This is a genomic window from Mycobacterium sp. 236(2023) (assembly GCF_029623955.1).
Classification (GTDB): domain Bacteria; phylum Actinomycetota; class Actinomycetes; order Mycobacteriales; family Mycobacteriaceae; genus Mycobacterium.
The window spans coordinates 1-17557 of the sequence record NZ_JARSBP010000009.1 but is presented as its reverse complement, the minus strand read 5'-3'; the positions used below and the strand labels follow the sequence as shown (position 1 = coordinate 17557).

Below are 17557 nucleotides of genomic sequence, written 5' to 3'. Positions count from 1 at the left end.
TCACTACCTCTACTGTGCGGTACTGGTCGATGCGGCGGCAGATAATGCGCCAACTTCAATGCCGTAAAGCTCGGCGGCATTGCGCCAGCACAACTTGTCGCGCTGCTCGGCGGTGTAGGCGCTCGGCACCGACAGCTCGTTGAGCTGCCAGTGCGGGTAGCTGGAGCCGTACATCACCATGTCGTCCTTGCCGGTGAACCCGGCCCATTCGCCGGCGAAGTCGACGTCGCCGGGTCCGTCGAGCGCACCCTGGACGAAGAAGACGTGACCGGGCAGGTAGTCGCTGGGCATTTTCGGTGCCCACGGGGTCTGCTCGAGGTGCGGTCTGCCGAAGCAGTCCATCCGCCAGATGAACGGGGTCAGCATGTCCGCGGCGCCGTCCGCCCAGACGAACTTGAGCTCCGGCGTCCGCTCGAAGACACCCTCGGCGATCATGTTCATCAGGTGGTACAGGAAGTTGAGCGCCGTGAAGCCGACGTACTGCTCGTAGGTGCGCGTCAGCCCGTTCGGCGTCGGCGGCAGCGCAACACCGGAGCCGACCTCGAAGTGCACGGCGACCGGCCAGCCGGCCTCCACGGCGGCGTCCCACAGCGGCCAGAACTGTGGCTTGCCGTAGAGCTCGCGCGACTGCAGCGGAATGCCCAGCTGCACGATGCCGGGATGGTCTTTGTACTTGGCGATCTCACGCAGAGCACCGGCGATGTCGTCGGGGTTGACGCGCAGGGTGCCGCGGAACTTGTCGCCGAACTCGGGGTGTTCGAGCCAGCGAGTCACCATCATCTCGTTGTGCGCCGAGGCGATCGCAGTGCCGAGATGACGATCCGGCATGATGCCGCGCGTCATCGGATGCAGGATCGCGATGTCGACGCCGCGATCGGTGAACAGGTGCTTGGCGGTGATCTCCGGGTCTGAACCCGGGTACTGGCGGTCCGGTCCTTCCGTGCCCTTGGCATACTCGCCGCCCGGGGCGCCGTACCAGTCCATCTCGTAATCGGGAAACCCGCGGCTGCGGAACGGTTCCCGCAGGAAGTTCTTACGCAGGTCCTTGTTGGACTGGCAGAAGATGTGCACGCTGGTATCGATGACGGGGACGCCCGTCTGATCGGTGAAGTCCTTCACGCAGCTCCGTCCTTACGCTCACGCGGCCGAGGGCGCGACCGACGCCAGTCTCAGTGTAGATCCTTGTTCTTCCATATCAAGAATTCTGTTCTCCAGCACACCGCTTAACATCTGTGCTGGTAGACGTCGCTGCTGAACAACTGCTCAGCATTCATTTGCCGAAAATGGATACCCGTTTGGCGAGAACGGTCCCACCAGATGTGAGAATGCTATTCTCCATTCACGGGCGGTCTGAGGAGGCGTACGGGTGCTACTTGAGTTCGATGCTGATCAGCGGCTGTGGCAGGAGACCGTGCGCGACGCGGTGTCCAAACAGTGCCCGGCGTCGCTGATCCGCGACATCGCCGAGAACGGCGTCGACCCGGCGCCTCTGTGGAACAGCTACCTCGACGCCGGGTGGACGGAACTCACCGACCCCGAGAACGCCGTCGAACTGGCGATCGTGCTCGAAGAGCTCGGCCGCGCGACCGACCCGACCCCGTTCCTGGCCACGCTGACCCAGTTCGCACCGCTCGTCGGCGACCGGTTCGAGTCCACCGGAGCGGGCACCGCGGTGTACTCGGGCGTCAGCGCGGTCCGCGATGCCGAAGGCTGGGTGCTCAGCGGTACCGACAGGTTCGTCCTGGACGGTGACCGCGCGGACCGCCTCGCCGTCGTCACGCCCGCCGGCGTGTTTCTCGTGGACGCCGACAAAGCAACCACGCGTCGCGTCGACGTCTTCGATCCCGTGCTGCACGTCGCCGAGGTGTCCTTTCTCGGGGCGCACGTTGCAGACTCCGACCGGTTGCCCTCCGACACCGAACGGGCCCGCCACGTCGCGCTGATGGGCATGGCCATCACGATGGTCGGCGCCTGCCAGCGGATCCTCGACCTGGTCATCGAGCACGCCAAGAGTCGCCAGCAGTTCGGGGTCGCGATCGGCACGTTCCAGGCGGTGCAGCACAAGGCGACGGACATGTTCGTCGCGATCGAGCGTGCCCGTGCGCTGTCGTACTTCGCTGCGCTGACCATCGCCGCGGACGACCCGCGCCGACGACTTGCGGCGGCGATGGCGAAAGCGTCCGCGGGAGAGTGTCAGTCGCTGGTCTTCAAGCACGGCATCCAGCTGTTCGGCGCCATGGGCTTCACGTGGGAGAACGACGTGCAGTTCGCGCTGAAGCGGGCCAAAGCCGGTGAGCTGTTGCTCGGCGGCGCCGCCGAACACCGGGCGATGATCGCGGAGGAATACGGGAGGAACATCTGATGCAGCTCGCATTCGACTCCGATGTCGAGGAGTTCCGCGCCGAGTTCTCCGCGTTCCTCGACGAGCACACGCCCTCTGCCGCAGAGACATTGGAGCGGCCGCGGTCGGTCTCGCACATGCCTCAGTGGGCTCGCGACTTCCAGCGCCTGCTGTTCGACAACGGATGGCTGCTGCCTGCGCAGCCGCCCGAGTTCGGCGGCCGCAACGCCTCGGTGCTGCAGACGTTCGTGCACGCCGAGGAACTCTGCCGGCGCCGGATCTACCACAGCTTCAACCCGCAGGGCGTCAACATCATCGCGGCCTCGCTGCTGACCTTCGGCACCGACGAGCAGAAGCACCAGTGGGCGGTGCCGGTGCTGCGCGGGGAACGTACCGCGTCGCTGGGGATGAGCGAGCCGAGCGCGGGATCCGACTTGGCGTCGTTGCGCACCAAAGCCGTTCGCTCGACCGATTCCGACGGCGACTTTTTCGTCGTCAACGGCCAGAAGGTCTGGACCTCCGGCGCACACGACGCCGACTTCCTGCTCACCTTCGTCCGCACCGATCCGGATGCGCCCAAGCACAAGGGAATCAGCGTGCTGCTGATCCCGACCGACCTCGAGGGCGTCGTGTGCCGGCCGTTCGCCGACATGACCGGCATCGAGAACCTCGACTTCAACGAGGTGTTCTTCACCGACGTCCGGGTGCCGGTGGAGAATCTCGTCGGCCCGCTCAACGGCGGTTGGGGTGTCGCGAACGGATCCCTGGGACACGAGCGGACCATGATGTGGCTCGGCTTCGCCGATCGAATCGCCAACTGCATCGCCGACTTCGAACCGAAGTCCCCTCTGGAGCGCGACGCGCTCGCGACGAGCATCATGGACTACGAGGCTCTGCGCCTGCTCGGTTCCGTGGGCATCGCCAAGGCGGCCCGCGGCGAAGTCGACGTGGCATCGGTGTCGATCCCGAAACTGCTTGGCGCCGAGGCAGAGCAACGCGTCGAGGGGCTCGCGCTGGAGGCCTCAGGTCCTGACGGACTGGTGCACCCGACGACATCGGGTCCCTACGCACACATGAACCTCGACCACTACTTCGCGAGCTGGTTCGAGCGGTACTGCCGCAGCTTCGGCGGCACCATCGCCGGCGGCACGTCGGAGATTCAGCGCAACATCATCGCCCAGCAGGTGCTGGGCCTGCCGCGCCGATAGTCATGTCGTGAGGGTCCAACCCGCGGCCTTCCTGCGAACCACGCTGCCACTGGATCTGAGCCAGTTGGCGCGGCTCGACAGCGGGCGCTACCACTCCATCTGGTTGCCCGACCACATGGTGAGCTTCTGGCCGGACTCGATCTGGACTCCGGAGTTCACCGACCTGGCCACGGCATCGCCGTCCCCGCACCGCCACCTCGACGGGATGGCGGTGGCCGCAGCGGCCGCCGTGCTCACCGAGCGGGTGCCCTTGGTCACCAGCGTGGTGGACACCGTGCGGCGCCACCCGGCGTCGCTGGCCCAGAGCGCGCTGACCATCGACCATCTGTCCAAAGGCCGGTTCGTCCTCGGCCTGGGTAGCGGCGAGAGCGAGAACATCGAGCCCTACGGATTCGACTTCGACCGCCCCGTAGCACGTTTCGAAGAAGCTCTGCACGTCATCCGGCTGCTGTGGGACAGTGACGGACCCGTCGACTTCGATGGCCGGTTCCACCGGTTGCATCACGCGCGGCTCGACACCGAGCCGTACGACGGACGCTTCCCGCCGATCTGGATCGGTGCGAGCGGTCCGCGCTCGCTCGACATCGCCGGCCGCTATGCCGACGGCTGGTGGCCGGCCGGGGCGTGGACACCGGACGATTACGGCGAAAAGCTCTCTCGGGTGAAGGCTTCCGCCGAACGGGCGGGTCGTGACCCCGAGCAGATCACGCCGTGCTTCATCCAGGTGTGCCTGATGGGCCGTGACGAGGGCGCTCTCGCGGAGATCCTGCAGGCGCCCCTGGTGAAGTCCTTCCTGCTCCAGGTGTCGGCACAGACGTTGACCGCGTTCGGATTCCGGCATCCGATGGGCCCCGACTGGGGCGGGTTCCACGACATCGACCCCGCCGTGCTGACCCGGGACCGAATCATCGAATTCCTCGCCGGCGTGGAGCCGGAGATGATCCTCGCGATGGTGCCGCACGGTACGCCGAAGCAAGTGGCACAGACCATCAAGGACTATGTCGACGCCGGTCTGCGGGTGCCGAAGATCCTGGATTACGGGGCCATGGCCGGGCTCCAATACGCCGCGGAGTCGGCGCGCAACGTCGGGGAAGCCGAGGACGAACTCATGCGGTTGTGTGGAGGTGTCTCATGACTCTGGATGCGGCGGAAATGCTGAGCAGCGCCGAGGCGGAGACCGGGCTTCACGACTACGGTGATCCGACGCTGCCGGAACGCTTCGGGGTTGCCGTCGAACATCTGAACGGTCTCGGTATGGACGCCGACGGTCGCCGGCAGGCATCTGATGTCTGCCACTGGCTCCTGACGACCAGGCTCGAGTTCATCGAGGACCGCAACAGATTTCCGATCGCGGACGAGATCATCGAGCGGCCCATGTTCGTCACCGGCGAACCACGTTCGGGCACAACGCTGATGCACGCCCTGATGTCGGTCGACCCGGACGCCCGCGCGCTGCGATTCTGGGAGGTCATGTATCCGTCGCCGCCGCCCGGTATCGCCGAACCCGGTGACTCCCGTCGAACGCGGGCCGACGCGCACTGGCGCGAGATCAACGCCAAGATGCCGAAGTGGCTGCACAGCCACCCGTACAACGACATGCTCGGCGACGGGTTGCCCGAAGACGAGCGCACCTGGGCCTTCGACTTCCGTGTGATGACGCCGACGGCGTGGTGGCGGGTGCCGATGCAGACTGTGGTCGGCGGACTGCCCACCGATCCCGCCGCGCAGTACCGCCTGCACCGCGCGATGCTGCAGCAGTTTCAATACAAGAGGCCGCGAAAGCACTGGGTGCTCAAGGGATTCCACGGCTTCCGGCTGGCGGAATTCTTCGACACCTACCCCGACGCCACGCTGCTGTGGCTGCATCGCGATCCTGTCCAGGTCGCCGCGTCGCGCACCATGATGATGGCCGACATACTCGACGGCATCGTCGGTCCCATCGACCTGCACGCGGCCGCGAAGATGCATCTGGATCTCACGCGTGTCGGCGTCGCCAACACCATGACCAATCCGCTGGTGCACGACCCACGGATCCGGCACGTGCGTTACACCGACTTCGTCGCGGACCCGGTGACCACGGTGCGGGACTATTACTCCTTCAGCGGACGCTCGCTGACCGACGACGCCGAGGCCCACATGCGGGACTACCTGGCGAACAACAAGGGAGACCGCCACGGCAAATTCACCTACTCCACAAGCCTTCTCACCGATATCGGCGAAGATCTCGACGCACTGCACGAGGAGTTCCGATCGTTCCGGGAGCGGTTCGGCGTCGAGATCGAGAAGCGTGGCTGAGGTGCCCGTTACTGACGGACGGGTATCGGTCCACTCCGTCACGTTCCACGGCGCGACACTGACCCAGATGTGCTTCCACTGGGAGGCACTCGGGATCCGTCGCCTCAGTCTCATCGACACGCAACTCGATGAGCCGGCACTATCCACGGTGATCTCGGCGCAGGGGTATTCGGTGGAGTCGGTGTTCCACCTGTTCGACACGGCCGACGGTCTGCGGCGGGTGATCGAGGCGGCAGCGGGGCAGGGCGCCAGAGTCGTCTACATGCTCACCGGGGGCCGCGGCGACCTCACCTGGCAGGAGGCGGCGGCGCGCTTCTGCGATGCGGTGCAGCCCTGCCTCGACGACGCGAAAGCCGCAGGCGTCGCACTCGCCATCGAGAACGCGTCCGGCCTCTACGCCGACATTCACATCGCCCACACGCTCAGGGACACCGTCGAATTGGCCGAGACGGCAGGGCTGGGCGTCTGCGTCGACCTGTTCCACTGCTGGACCGAAGCCCACCTGCCCGCGCTTCTCGACCGTGCGCTGCCGCGCACGGAGCTGATCCAACTCAGCGACTACGTCCTCGGCGACCGGGCACTGCCCGCGCGGGCAGTGCCCGGCGACGGCGTGATACCGCTGGAAACGCTCGTCGCGCAGGCACTTACAGGCGGTTACCGGCACGGATTCGACCTTGAGCTGATCGGTCCGCGCGTCGAGCAGGAGGGGCCGCTGCGCGCGGCGCAGCGCGCCTGTGCCGCGGTGTCGCCCATGTTGTCCCGCGCCGAGACTGCGCGGTAACGATGGCGTACGGGGACGGTCAGGACGACGCGGCGCTGCGCCGCGCGTGGGAGACGTTCTGCTATCGGTTGAAGTCGGCGGGGGAGCAGGCCTTCAAGGACCTCAACCCCACGTCTGGGAACCAGCGCGTCGACGCGTTGCGATTCCTGACCCAGAACCTCGGGCAGGCCTTCGACCTGGCATTGGAGACCAGGGATACGCGCTATCCGAGCCTGCACGCCTTCTGCGGGCCCAGCCGCAAGCTGGGCGGCGACTGCGCGGATTTCACGTATCAGCAGGCCTGGATTGACGGCGAGTCCACCTATCGCATCGTCGGGGAACGTGGGACCGCGCGATTCTTCAACATGACCGTCCAGGGTCCACGGCCCGACGGTCCCGGAATTCTGCACGAGCCTTTCGGTGACGTGCCCGAGGCGAACCTGACCGGTGCTCAACTGGTTACCGCATCCGACGGCACATTCGAGGTATATGTCGGCGGTCCTCGTCGTGACCAGAACTGGTTGCCGACCACCTCCGGATCGCGAAAGCTGTTCATCCGCCAAGGTTTCGATGCCTGGGACGAACGACCCGCCCGGCTGCGAATCGAGCGAGCCGACATGTCGACGCCCAAACCCCCGCCGACTCCCGAGCAGATGACCGACGCCATCGCGTGGGCCGGAGATTTCCTCACCGGCGTCATGACCGACTGGCCCGAGTACCCGTTCACCTACGGGGGAGTGGATGCCGAACGGCCCAACCGGTTCCCGGCCGTCAGCACCGGCGACGGCGATGCCAAGCGCGGGCGCGCCGCGGCGAACATGCACTGGACGCTGGCGTCGGACGAGGCGCTCATCGTCGAGTTCGACGCCCACGAGGGGCTGTGGATGCTGACCAACATGGGCGTCTTCTTCAACAGCATGGATTTCCTGTACCGCCCGGTGAGCTACACACCGAGCCGCACCGCCGTCGACGCCGACGGGAGGGTGCGGATGATCCTCGCCCACACCGACCCCGGCTTCCACAACTGGATCGACACGCAGGGCTTCGAGCGCGGCAATCTGACCTATCGGCACATGCTCGAAGGCGCCCCTGCGGCACTGCACGCCCGCGTGGTGAAGGCCGCGACACTGGCCGACGAATTGCCGGCCGATACGACTGTCGTTGCCGTCGAGGAGCGGGCTGCACAGATGTGGCAGCGATTCAACGCAATTCGTTCGCGCTATTCGTCGCTCTGACGGGCCGCGAGGGCGCGCAAAATGTGCGCGCCGCGCGGCGTGTCCGCGTGCAGACACGCGCGCTCGCGGTGCGAGGTGCGGGGCGAATGGGTCTTGGTCAGAGGCGTTGGAGCTTGAACGTCCAGAACTGCGAGCCTGGCGGACCGTTGAAGCAGCCGACGTTGAACTTGGAGTCGATCGTGCCCAGCAGCGTGACGGCATCCCATGAATAGGTTTCGCGTGTCGGCATCACGTGGCCGGGGCACTGCAGTCCGTCGGGCACATCGACGGTGAACGTGTAGCGCCCGTTGTCGAGCCAGACCTTGCTCTCGTAGTACTGGTAGTACGCCAGGCGCGGCCGGGCGGCGACGTTGAGGCAGTTCGGGTTCTTCTCCGGGATGCACAGCGAGACGAACCAGAACCACGACGCACGGTTGTACCTGTTGGTGAGCAGGTCGTAGTTGCCGATCTGGAAGTCCGCCGACGACGGCGGAGCGAGGACGGTCGCCATCGCCATCGCCGATGCCATCATGGCGACGGCTGTCGTCGCGATTTTGCGAAGCCTCATCGCTCGTCCTCCCTTTCGCCGCCCCTCATCGAACCACTTCGCCTCGAATCATGGGGCGAGATCAGCAGTTAATCGATGACGGCGGCTTCCTTGCGCTCTGTGATCGGGCGGGCGAGTTCCTGCTCGTTGCAGATGCGCTGGAGCTTCTCGATGGTCTCGTCCAGACCGGGGCCCAGCGGCTTGCTGGGCGTGAACGTCGCGGGCAGATTGCGCATGCCCTGGATGACGCCGATGGTGTCGTAATGCACGGTCCCCTCGGGGTCACACACGTAGTCGGGCATCCGGTCGAGCACCGCGGTCAGCATGGACTTGAAGACCGTGCGCGCCACGTTCGATCCGACGCACCGGTGCACTCCGATACCGAAGCTGAAGTGACGGTTGCCCTTTCGGTCGAGAATGACCTCGTTCGGTTCGTCGAACACCGCAGGGTCGCGGTTGGCCATCGCCCACGACAACCAGAGACGCTCGAACTGCTTGAACTGTTGCCCCTCGACCTCGACGTCCTCGGCGAAAGTGCGTCCATCGCCAGGCGCGGGGGTGAAGTACCGAAGGAACTCCTCGGTGGCCGGGTGTAGCAGGGTCGCGCGCTCCTTGCTGAGCCGCTCCCGTTCGTCCGGGTGCTCGCCGAGCCACTCCAGAGCGTGGGCTGTCAACGCGGTCGTAGTGTCGAAACCGCCGCCGATGATGAGTCCGAGATTGCCCAGCAGCTCCATGTCGGGAGCCGGTTCGCCGTCTATGCGCAGCTGCACCAAGGCATTCACCAGACCGGGCCGCGGATTCTCGCGGATCTCCATCATGTTGGTGATGAGATCGATGCCCATTTCCCGGTGCTGCTCGTTGATCTTCTCGCGCTCGGGAGCATGCTCGGGCGTGTACACCGAGGCGTGCGTGGGCTCGCTGTAGACGTTCCACTTCTTCAGGTCGATGCCCATCATCGCCAGTGTGAACACCGCGGGCACGACGTTGGCCAGATGGTCGACGAAGTCGATGCGTCCCGATTCGATGTGTTCGTCCAGTGCGGCGCGGGTGATCTCGTCGATGAACGGTTCCCAGCGCTTGATGGCGGCGGGGGACAGGTAGGGGTTGAGCGCACCGCGGTAGGCGCTGTGCTCGGGCTCGTCCATCTCGAGGATCCCGCCGCGAACGACGGTGGCGCGACTGGCTTTCGGGATGGTGATGCCCTTGAACGGCGTCTCGCCCGAAATGTCGTGGTGGTTGGACACCACGGGGCAGCGGGCGAGCTCGAACACGTGCTTGCTGTCCGCGGCGACCCAGTGCCCGTCGTAGACGTCTGTCCACGCCATCGGGCACTTCGACTGCATCTCCTCGGTGATCTTCTCGAATTGCAGCCGGTACTCAGGTGTGTGCCGGTCGAAGTGGTAGTTGTTCTTCTTGCGGCTGTCGTCGGCGGTGCCGTCTACGACGTCGTCGACACTCAAGGCTCTTCTCCCTCTATGGATTTCGGTGCAGTTGGTCGACGTCATCGTGGCCAACTACGCCCAAATCGTCATTCTTCGACTGAAATGGCCTGCTCCGGGCACGAATGCACTGCTTCGCGCACCGCGTCCTCCTGATCGGCGGGTACGACCTCGTTGACAGGGGAGGCCGTACCGTCGATGTCGCTGAGCTCAAAGGAATCTGGAGCGATCATCGAGCACAGCGTGTGCCCCTGGCACCGTCCCGAGTCGACAAAAACCTTCACCGTCATCCCTCCCTAGACGTGGTAGTCGTACCACTTGAGGTAGCCGCCGGCATCGACACGCAACTGCATACCGGTGACGTACCGCGACTCGTCGGAGGCCAGCCACAGCACCGCGTTGCTGATGTCCTCGGGTTCGATGAAGTTGACCTTCATCGCCTGCTGCACGCCGAAGACGGGCTCGGCATCCGCACGGGTCGGGTTCTCCAGATCCGGTCGGAACGACCGGTACATCGGCTCGCTCTGCAGCATGTCGGTGTTGCAGTTGGTCGGGTGGATGACGTTGGCGCGGATGCCGCGCACCGCCAGTTCGGTTGCCAACGCGTGTACGTATTCCGAGATCAGGCGCTTGGAGATCATGTAGCCCATGCCGCCGGGATCGCCGCCGGGGTTGGGTTTGTTGTGAGCGTCCATCAGTGCGGCGGCCGAGGCGGTCGCGATGATGGACGCGCCCTCCTGAAGGTGCGGCAACGCGACCTGGATGGCGTTGATGGTGCCGACGAAGTTGGTGTTGATGCCGTCGGTCCAGGCCTGCATCGCGGGCTGGCCCTTCATGGCGGCGATGCCGGCCTGGGCCACGACGATGTCGACCTTGCCGAACTCGGCAAGACCCGCCTCCAGCGCTGCGCGCAGTTCCGCCTCGTTGCGCACGTCGGCCTTGGCGGTGACGATGCGCTGGCCGGTCTTCTCGACGAAGTTCTTGGTCTCCTCGAGGTCTTCGGGGGTGGCCATCGAATAGCCGACGGTGTCGTAGTCCTTGCAGATGTCGACGGCGATGATGTCGGCGCCTTCTTCGGCGAGGCGCACCGCATGACTACGCCCCTGGCCGCGTGCCGCCCCCGTGATGAAGGCGACCTTGCCCTGAACACGTCCCATAGAAGTATGTCCTTTCGCTGAAATCTGCTGGCTCGTCAGGTGTTCCGGCCGCCATTGACGCCCAGGATCTGGCCGGTGATGTAACTGGCTTCATCGGAGATGAAGAAGGCGCATGCCGCGGCAATGTCTTCGGGGCGGCCCATGCGGCGCACCGGAGTCTGCTGGATTTGCCGCTCGGTGTCACCGAGGAACCCGCGCTTCTCGGCCTTGCGCAGCATCGGGGTGTCGATGAAGCCGGGGGGGACGGCGTTGACGGTGATTCCGAATTCCCCGTACTCCAGTGCGAGAGATTTGGTGAGGCCGTTGACCGCCGACTTGGCCGCGACGTAGGGCGACATGAACGGCTGCCCGGAATGCGTGCTCGAGGACGAGATGTTGACGATGCGCCCCCACCCGGCCTCGATCATGTCGGGCAGGACGGCCTGGGTGCAGTGGAAGACACCGTTGAGGTTGACGTCGACGACCTTCTGCCATTCGTCGAAGGTCAGGTCGAGGAACTTCTTGAACCGGTCGAGGCCCGCGGCGTTGACGAGAACGGTGACGGGGCCGAGTTCGGCGCGGATCTCGCCGAGCGCGGCATCGACCGCAGCGCGGTCGGTGACGTCGGCGGAGTAGGAGAATTTTTCTTCGCCGGGGTTCAGATCGATCGTTGCGACACGCAGTCCGTCCGCACGCAACCGTTCCGCCACTGCAGCGCCGATACCGGACGCGCCACCGGTCACCACAGCGTTCTTCACGCGCGCGCTCCGGCCGTGTTGTCGACCATCAAGAATCTTCCTTCCGATTATGAGAACCGTACTCTCGCATTATGCCGGATCGCAAGACATGAGGCCCGCCCTGTTCGCACTGGTGAGACGTTTGGAGATGAATTGTCGCACCCTTCTTTGCAGGCAGGAGACGTTCTTTCCATTTTCTTGAGTTCTCATCCTACGAATGTATGATTCGCCGGTGATGAGAATGAAGTTTCCATCACATCAGCGCACATCACGCGCAGGTCATACGGCTCCGACGGAGGAGGACGATGCAGGAAACAGCCACGATCTCGAGCACCAGCAGCAATGGTGAGCAGCCGTCGGCACCCGTGAGCCGCCGACTGCTGATCGGCGGTCAGCTCCTCGAGACGGACAGGACGTTTCCTTCGCTGAATCCGGCGACAGGTGAAGTGCTCGGCTACGCGCCCGACGCGAGCGTCGCCGACGCCGAGACCGCCGTCGCCGCCGCGCGCGCCGCGTTCGACACCGGAGAGTGGGCGACGAACACCGAGCTGCGGATCCGCTGCCTCGAGCAGCTTCACCGCGCCCTCGTCGAGCATCGGGACGAACTCGCGGATCTGACGATCGCCGAAGTCGGCGCCACCCCCGCGCTGTGCCAGGGTGCGCAGCTCGACCAGCCGATCGAGATCGTGCGCTACTACGCCGAACTCCTGAAGACCTACCCGCTCACCGAGGATCTCGGCAACATCGAGAGTCGCGGGATGCAGCACCACCGCTGGGTGGAGAAAGAGGCGGGCGGGGTCGTGGCCGCGATCATCGCCTACAACTATCCGAACCAGCTGGCACTGGCCAAGCTCGCACCGGCGCTGGCCGCCGGGTGCACGGTCGTCCTCAAGTCGGCGCCCGACACCCCGCTCGTCACGCTCGCGCTCGGTGAGCTGATCGCCAACCACACCGACATCCCCGCAGGCGTCGTCAACGTCCTCTCCGGCGCGGATCCCGCCGTCGGAGCCGCTCTGACCACGAGCCCCGACGTCGACATGGTCACCTTCACCGGGTCCACCCCGACCGGCCGCGCCATCATGTCGGCCGCGAGCGGGACCTTGAAGAAGGTCTTCCTCGAGCTCGGCGGCAAGTCGGCCGCAATCGTTCTCGACGACGCCGACTTCAACACTGCCGCACTGTTCTCCGCGTTCAGCATGGTCACCCACGCCGGTCAGGGCTGCGCGCTGACGTCACGACTGCTGGTCCCGAAGAAGCACAAGGACGAGCTGGTCGAGATGATCAAGAACAACTTCGGGCTCGTCAGGTACGGCGATCCGAAAGCCGAGGGCACATATATGGGCCCGCTGATCTCGGACAAGCAGCGCGACAAGGTCGACGGAATGGTGAAGCGGGCCGTCGACGCCGGCGCCACGTTGGTGACCGGAGGGGAAAAGGTCGACCCGGGCTACTTCTATACCCCGACGCTTCTCGCCGACGTCGACCCCGACAGCGAGATCGCGCAGGAAGAGGTCTTCGGCCCTGTGCTCGCCGTCATCGCCTACGAGGACGACGACGACGCCGTGCGGATCGCGAACAACTCCATCTACGGATTGTCCGGTGCCGTGTTCGGCAGCGAGGACCGGGCACTCGCGGTCGCGCGCCGGATTCGCACCGGCACCTTCTCCATCAACGGCGGTAACTACTTCAGCCCGGACAGCCCGTTCGGCGGCTACAAGCAGTCGGGCATCGGCAGGGAGATGGGCAAGGCGGGGCTCGAAGAGTTCCTGGAATCGAAGACGTTCGCGACGGTGGTGGGGTAATGACAAAGCCTTTGGACGGAATCCGTGTCCTCGAGGTCGCGATGTACGGCTTCGTGCCGTCGGCCGGCGCGGTGCTCGCGGAGTGGGGCGCCGACGTCATCAAGGTCGAGCACGCGGTCACCGGCGACCCGCAGCGCGGCCTGCGCCAGACCGGGCTGCTGCGCGTCGACGGCGATCCCAACCCGAACATCGAGCACGCCAACCGTCTGAAGCGCAGCATCGGCCTCGACATGTCCGTGCCCGAGGGCCGCGAGGTGCTTCTGGAATTGGCGCGCCGCGCTGACGTCTTCCTGACCAGCTTCCTGCCGGGGCACCGCGAAAAGTTCGGCATCGACGTCGACGACATCCGCGCCGTCAACCCCACGATCGTCTACGCCCGGGGCAGCGCGCTGGGACCCCGCGGGGAAGAAGCGGTCAAAGGCGGCTACGACATGACCGCGTTCTGGTGCCGTGCCGGCACCGCCGCGACGATCACGCCGCCGGGAACGCCCGGCATGGTCGGCCCGCCGGGACCCGCCTACGGCGACACCATCTCCGGCACGAACCTGGCCGGCGGCATCGCGGCCGCACTCCTCAAGCGGGAACGCACCGGTGAGCCGTCGGTCGTCGATGTGTCGCTGCTCGGCAGCGGACTCTGGTCGATGGGTCACACGGTGGCCCTGACCAATCACCTCGGCCAGCGCATGGAGGCATTCCCGCCCGGAACGCAGGGGTCGCCGTTCAACCCGCTCGTCGGGCTCTACCCGACCGCCGACGACCGCTACATCTCGTTCGTCATGATGCAGCCGACCAAGTTCTGGGCCGACGTGTGCAAGCACATGGAACTCGACGACCTCATCGACGACCCGCGCTTCGCGACCGCCGAATCGATCGCCGAGAACACCGCCGCCGCCAACGAGATTCTGACCGAGGCAATGCAGAAGCGCTCGCTGCCCGAGTGGAGCGAGCGGTTCGCGACGCTGGCCGGACCGTGGGCTCCGGTGCAGGACACGTTGCAGGCCGCCGAGGACGCGCAGATCCGCGCCAACGAATATCTGGTGCAGGCAGGCGAACTCGAGCTGGTGTCCAACCCCGTGCAGTTCGACGTCGCCGCGCCCACCTCGGGCCCGGCACCCGGATTCGCCGAACAAACCGACGACATCCTCGTCGAACTGGGTCTGGATTGGGACCGGATCATCGAGCTCAAGACCGCGGGTGCCGTCACCTGACGGTGGCGGTCGGAAGACCTGGAGAACCGAATGCCCTACGTCGCGTCCGTCGGCACTTACCTGCCGTGCTGGGGAACACCCCTGCACCGGGTTGCCGGTGATGACGAGGACGCCGTCACCATGGCCGTCGAGGCCGGGCGGGCGGCGCTGACGGGCGGCGGTTCGGTCGAGCGGGTCGTGCTTGTCAGCCGCGATCTGCCGCTGCTGGAAAGCAGCAATGCCGCAGTGCTTCTCGCAGGTCTCGGGCTGGATCCCGAACTCGAGGTCGACGAACGACTCGGGGGCGCCCCGGCAACGGTCGACGCGCTCAGTTCGGCCCGGCCGCGCACGCTGATCATCGGCGCCGACCTGGCGCCGGCCGGAGCGGCGGCCATCCTGACGGCCGAACGCGGTCTGCAGGTGCGGACAGCGGCGCGGGTGGCGCGGAGCCTTCCCGTTCGGACGCGCAAGTCCACCGGGGACGTCCACGACTACGGCGACCCCCGGCTGCTGCACGAACGGGGCCTCATCGCCTCACTGGCCGCGGCGTGGCTGGACACCCCGGTGGCCGTTGCGGGCGTGGATCACGAGCGCGCAGCCGATCTGTGCGTGGGAGATCCGCCGGCGCTGCCGACCGTGGGTGCGAGCGCCAGCCTGTTCGCCCTCGCAGGCCTCGCGGAGCAGGGAAAGACCGGACCGCTGGTGGCGGTCGAACAGGCGATTCTGTCGGGAATCAGCGTCAGCGGTGGGACCGCGCAGACCTGCCGCAGGGAGCCGCCGCCGCGCCCGATGCCGGAGGCCGCGTCGGCCACGGAGGCGGACATCCCGATCTCGCTGGCCGCCTACGAGCGGGCTTTCGAGGCGAAGGTCCGCTGGGAGGCAGGGCAATTCGCCGGCTCCGACGAGCTCGACTTCCCGCCGCGTTACCGCGTGGGTGCCGATGGCGCGTTGGCCACCGACTACGAACTGGTCCCGCTGCCCCGCACGGGCACGGTCTATACCGAGACCACGGTGCACATCCCGGTTCCCGGGCTCACGACGCCGTACTCGTTGGTGATCGTGGAACTCGACGGGGTCGACGTCCGAGCGCTGGTGAAGGTAACCGGCGCAACGCCGGGCACCGTCGACATCGGTCACCGCGGCCGGATGGCGCTGCGCCGGGTCGCGGTGCGGTCGGGAGTACCGGATTACGGCTACGCCTTCGAGCCCGACGATCGACGAGCGCTTGCGCGAGGAGACGACGACTCGGTGGGGGCGAGCGCATGAGGCGGGTAGCCATCGTCGGCGCCGGTATGACGCCGTTCGCCGAGCACTTCGCGCTCGGCATCAAAGACCTGCTGCCCATGGCGTTCTCGGCCTGCGCAGCCACCGTCGACAAAGGTTTGGCGAAAAGCGATCTGCAGGCGGCGTGGTTCGGGGCGATGGGCACGGCAGACGGCTTCCCGTCGGGTATCCTCGCCGACACGCTGGGTCTGCCAGACCTTCCCGTGACACGTGTTGAGAACTCCTGTGCGACCGGACATGACGCGATCCGCAACGCGATGTTCGGTGTCGCGTCTGGAGCGTTCGATGTGGCGTTGGTGGTCGGTGCGGACAAGCTCCGCGACACCACGTCGGCCGACATGATGTGGGAGTGGGAGGCCATGGCACGCGACATGGCCTGGGATTACCCGCTGGGATTGGTGGCCCCGGCAGGATTTGCCTTACATGTTCGTCGATATCTCCACGAATCTCCGGCAACTGAAGAACACTTAGCCATGGTGGCGGTCAAGAACCACCGTCATGGAGTGAACAACCCGAAGGCACGGTTGCGCTTTGAGATCACGATGGAGCAGGCCCTGAACGCACCAACGGTGGTGACCCCGTTCCGGTTGTACGACTGCGCGCCGCAGAGTGACGGTGCCGCAGCGCTCGTCATCGCCGCAGAAGAGGTCGTCGATCGGTTCACTGACCGGCCCGTCTGGATTCGTGGCGTGGGGCTGGGGCTCGATTCGGTGATGCATCAGCACAAGCCGGACCTGACCACGTTCCCGGCGACGACGCGGGCTGCCAAGCAAGCGTTCGCGATGGCGGGCGTGGGCCCAGAGGATGTGGATGTCGCTGAAGTTCACGACTTCCTCACAGGAATCGAGTTGATGAGCTACGAGGACCTCGGCTTCGCCGAAAGGCTGGGCGGCTACAAGCTTCTTGAGGCCGAAGTGACGAGCATCGGTGGCTCTCTGCCGGTCAATCCCAGCGGAGGTCTCAAGGCCAAAGGCCATCCGCCGGGCGCGACGGGGGTCGCCCAATGTGTCGAACTGTTCGCGCAACTGCGCGGTGAAGCGGCCAATCAAGTCGACAAGGCACGAATTGCGCTGGCCCACAACATCGGCGGACCCACCGCCGTCGCGGCCGTGACCATCCTGGAGGCGCCCAATGGCAACTAAGTCCAAGGGGCCGGAACGGTGGACCACCGGTATCGCGTTGCCGAATGGTTTGTCGGGGGCGATGCAGGCTGTCGGTGGGTTCTTCTCGATGTCGCTGGATGCGGTGCGTTATGTGTTCGTGCGGCCGTTTCAGTGGCGTGAGTTCCTGGAGCAGTGCTGGTTTGTGGCCAAGGTGGCGATGGCGCCGACGTTGTTGGTGGCCATCCCGTTCACGGTTCTGGTCTCGTTCACGTTGAACATCCTGCTGCGCGAGTTGGGTGCGGCGGATCTGTCCGGCGCCGGTGCGGCTTTCGGTGCGGTGACGCAGGTCGGTCCGTTGGTGACGGTGTTGATCGTGGCCGGCGCCGGGGCGACGGCGATGTGCGCGGACTTGGGCTCTCGCACCATCCGCGAGGAGATCGACGCGATGGAGGTGCTGGGCATCAACCCGGTGCAGCGGCTGGTGACGCCGCGGATGCTGGCGGC

At 65.9% G+C, this 17557-nt stretch carries 17 protein-coding genes; 11 read left to right on the top strand and 6 right to left on the bottom strand.

The genetic code is table 11. The features are described from left to right. Positions 1 to 9: 9 nt before the first annotated feature. On the bottom strand, positions 10 to 1119 hold the full coding sequence (locus tag P9A17_RS28115) for an amidohydrolase family protein (protein ID WP_278042063.1): 1110 nt from the start codon (positions 1117 to 1119) through the stop codon (positions 10 to 12). A 247-nt stretch (positions 1120 to 1366) separates the two neighbouring features. Here P9A17_RS28115 and P9A17_RS28110 point away from each other — a divergent pair, with 247 nt between their 5' ends. The 6 genes from P9A17_RS28110 to P9A17_RS28085 all read left to right on the top strand — a co-directional run bounded on the left by P9A17_RS28110 (position 1367) and on the right by P9A17_RS28085 (position 7839). Continuing rightward, the gene (locus tag P9A17_RS28110; protein ID WP_278042062.1) at positions 1367 to 2362 is read left to right on the top strand and encodes an acyl-CoA dehydrogenase family protein; all 996 of its coding nucleotides are present in this window, start codon (positions 1367 to 1369) and stop codon (positions 2360 to 2362) included. Continuing rightward, on the top strand, positions 2362 to 3549 hold the full coding sequence (locus P9A17_RS28105; protein ID WP_278042061.1) for an acyl-CoA dehydrogenase family protein: 1188 nt from the start codon (positions 2362 to 2364) through the stop codon (positions 3547 to 3549). The genes P9A17_RS28110 and P9A17_RS28105 overlap by 1 nt, the downstream gene beginning before the upstream one ends. A 7-nt stretch (positions 3550 to 3556) precedes the next feature. Further along, positions 3557 to 4684, top strand: coding sequence for an LLM class flavin-dependent oxidoreductase (locus tag P9A17_RS28100; RefSeq protein WP_278042060.1), 1128 nt, complete (start codon positions 3557 to 3559; stop codon positions 4682 to 4684). Further along, a complete protein-coding gene (locus P9A17_RS28095; RefSeq protein ID WP_278042059.1) occupies positions 4681 to 5844 on the top strand; it encodes a sulfotransferase in 1164 nt (387 codons plus the stop codon). Before P9A17_RS28100 ends, P9A17_RS28095 begins: the two co-directional genes overlap by 4 nt. 67 nt (positions 5845 to 5911) lie before the next feature. Continuing rightward, positions 5912 to 6625, top strand: coding sequence for a TIM barrel protein (locus P9A17_RS28090; RefSeq protein WP_278042268.1), 714 nt, complete (start codon positions 5912 to 5914; stop codon positions 6623 to 6625). A 2-nt stretch (positions 6626 to 6627) separates the two neighbouring features. Continuing rightward, entirely contained in the window at positions 6628 to 7839 is a 1212-nt protein-coding gene (locus P9A17_RS28085) for a DUF1214 domain-containing protein (protein WP_278042058.1), read from the top strand. Positions 7840 to 7936: 97 nt separating this feature from the next. Here the strand turns inward: P9A17_RS28085 and P9A17_RS28080 are convergent, their stop codons facing one another. From P9A17_RS28080 to P9A17_RS28060, 5 genes are all read right to left on the bottom strand, one after another. After that, positions 7937 to 8386, bottom strand: a complete 450-nt coding sequence (locus P9A17_RS28080) for a hypothetical protein (protein WP_278042057.1) — start codon at positions 8384 to 8386, stop codon at positions 7937 to 7939. A gap of 68 nt (positions 8387 to 8454) precedes the next feature. After that, positions 8455 to 9825 carry a cytochrome P450 gene (locus tag P9A17_RS28075; RefSeq protein ID WP_278042056.1) on the bottom strand — a complete coding sequence of 457 codons (1371 nt, stop codon included), beginning with the start codon at positions 9823 to 9825 and terminating at the stop codon, positions 8455 to 8457. A 68-nt stretch (positions 9826 to 9893) separates the two neighbouring features. Further along, on the bottom strand, positions 9894 to 10088 hold the full coding sequence (locus tag P9A17_RS28070) for a ferredoxin (protein WP_278042055.1): 195 nt from the start codon (positions 10086 to 10088) through the stop codon (positions 9894 to 9896). A gap of 12 nt (positions 10089 to 10100) precedes the next feature. Beyond that, positions 10101 to 10961 (bottom strand): mycofactocin-coupled SDR family oxidoreductase, encoded by an 861-nt coding sequence (locus P9A17_RS28065; protein WP_278042054.1) that lies wholly within the window; start codon positions 10959 to 10961, stop codon positions 10101 to 10103. A gap of 35 nt (positions 10962 to 10996) precedes the next feature. Continuing rightward, entirely contained in the window at positions 10997 to 11698 is a 702-nt protein-coding gene (locus P9A17_RS28060; RefSeq protein WP_278042053.1) for an SDR family NAD(P)-dependent oxidoreductase, read from the bottom strand. Positions 11699 to 11982: 284 nt separating this feature from the next. Between P9A17_RS28060 and P9A17_RS28055 the strand changes: the two genes are divergently transcribed. The 5 genes from P9A17_RS28055 to P9A17_RS28035 form a co-directional block, all read left to right on the top strand. Beyond that, positions 11983 to 13479, top strand: coding sequence for an aldehyde dehydrogenase family protein (locus P9A17_RS28055; RefSeq protein WP_278042052.1), 1497 nt, complete (start codon positions 11983 to 11985; stop codon positions 13477 to 13479). Next, positions 13479 to 14687: a CoA transferase gene (locus P9A17_RS28050; protein ID WP_278042051.1), complete on the top strand. Its 1209-nt coding sequence runs from the start codon at positions 13479 to 13481 to the stop codon at positions 14685 to 14687. Before P9A17_RS28055 ends, P9A17_RS28050 begins: the two co-directional genes overlap by 1 nt. A 30-nt stretch (positions 14688 to 14717) precedes the next feature. Continuing rightward, positions 14718 to 15932 carry an OB-fold domain-containing protein gene (locus tag P9A17_RS28045; protein ID WP_278042050.1) on the top strand — a complete coding sequence of 405 codons (1215 nt, stop codon included), beginning with the start codon at positions 14718 to 14720 and terminating at the stop codon, positions 15930 to 15932. Further along, positions 15929 to 17092: a thiolase family protein gene (locus P9A17_RS28040; RefSeq protein ID WP_278042049.1), complete on the top strand. Its 1164-nt coding sequence runs from the start codon at positions 15929 to 15931 to the stop codon at positions 17090 to 17092. Before P9A17_RS28045 ends, P9A17_RS28040 begins: the two co-directional genes overlap by 4 nt. A gap of 61 nt (positions 17093 to 17153) precedes the next feature. After that, positions 17154 to 17557, top strand: a 404-nt coding sequence (locus P9A17_RS28035) for an ABC transporter permease (RefSeq protein ID WP_278042267.1), incomplete at its 3' end; no start/stop codon positions are given.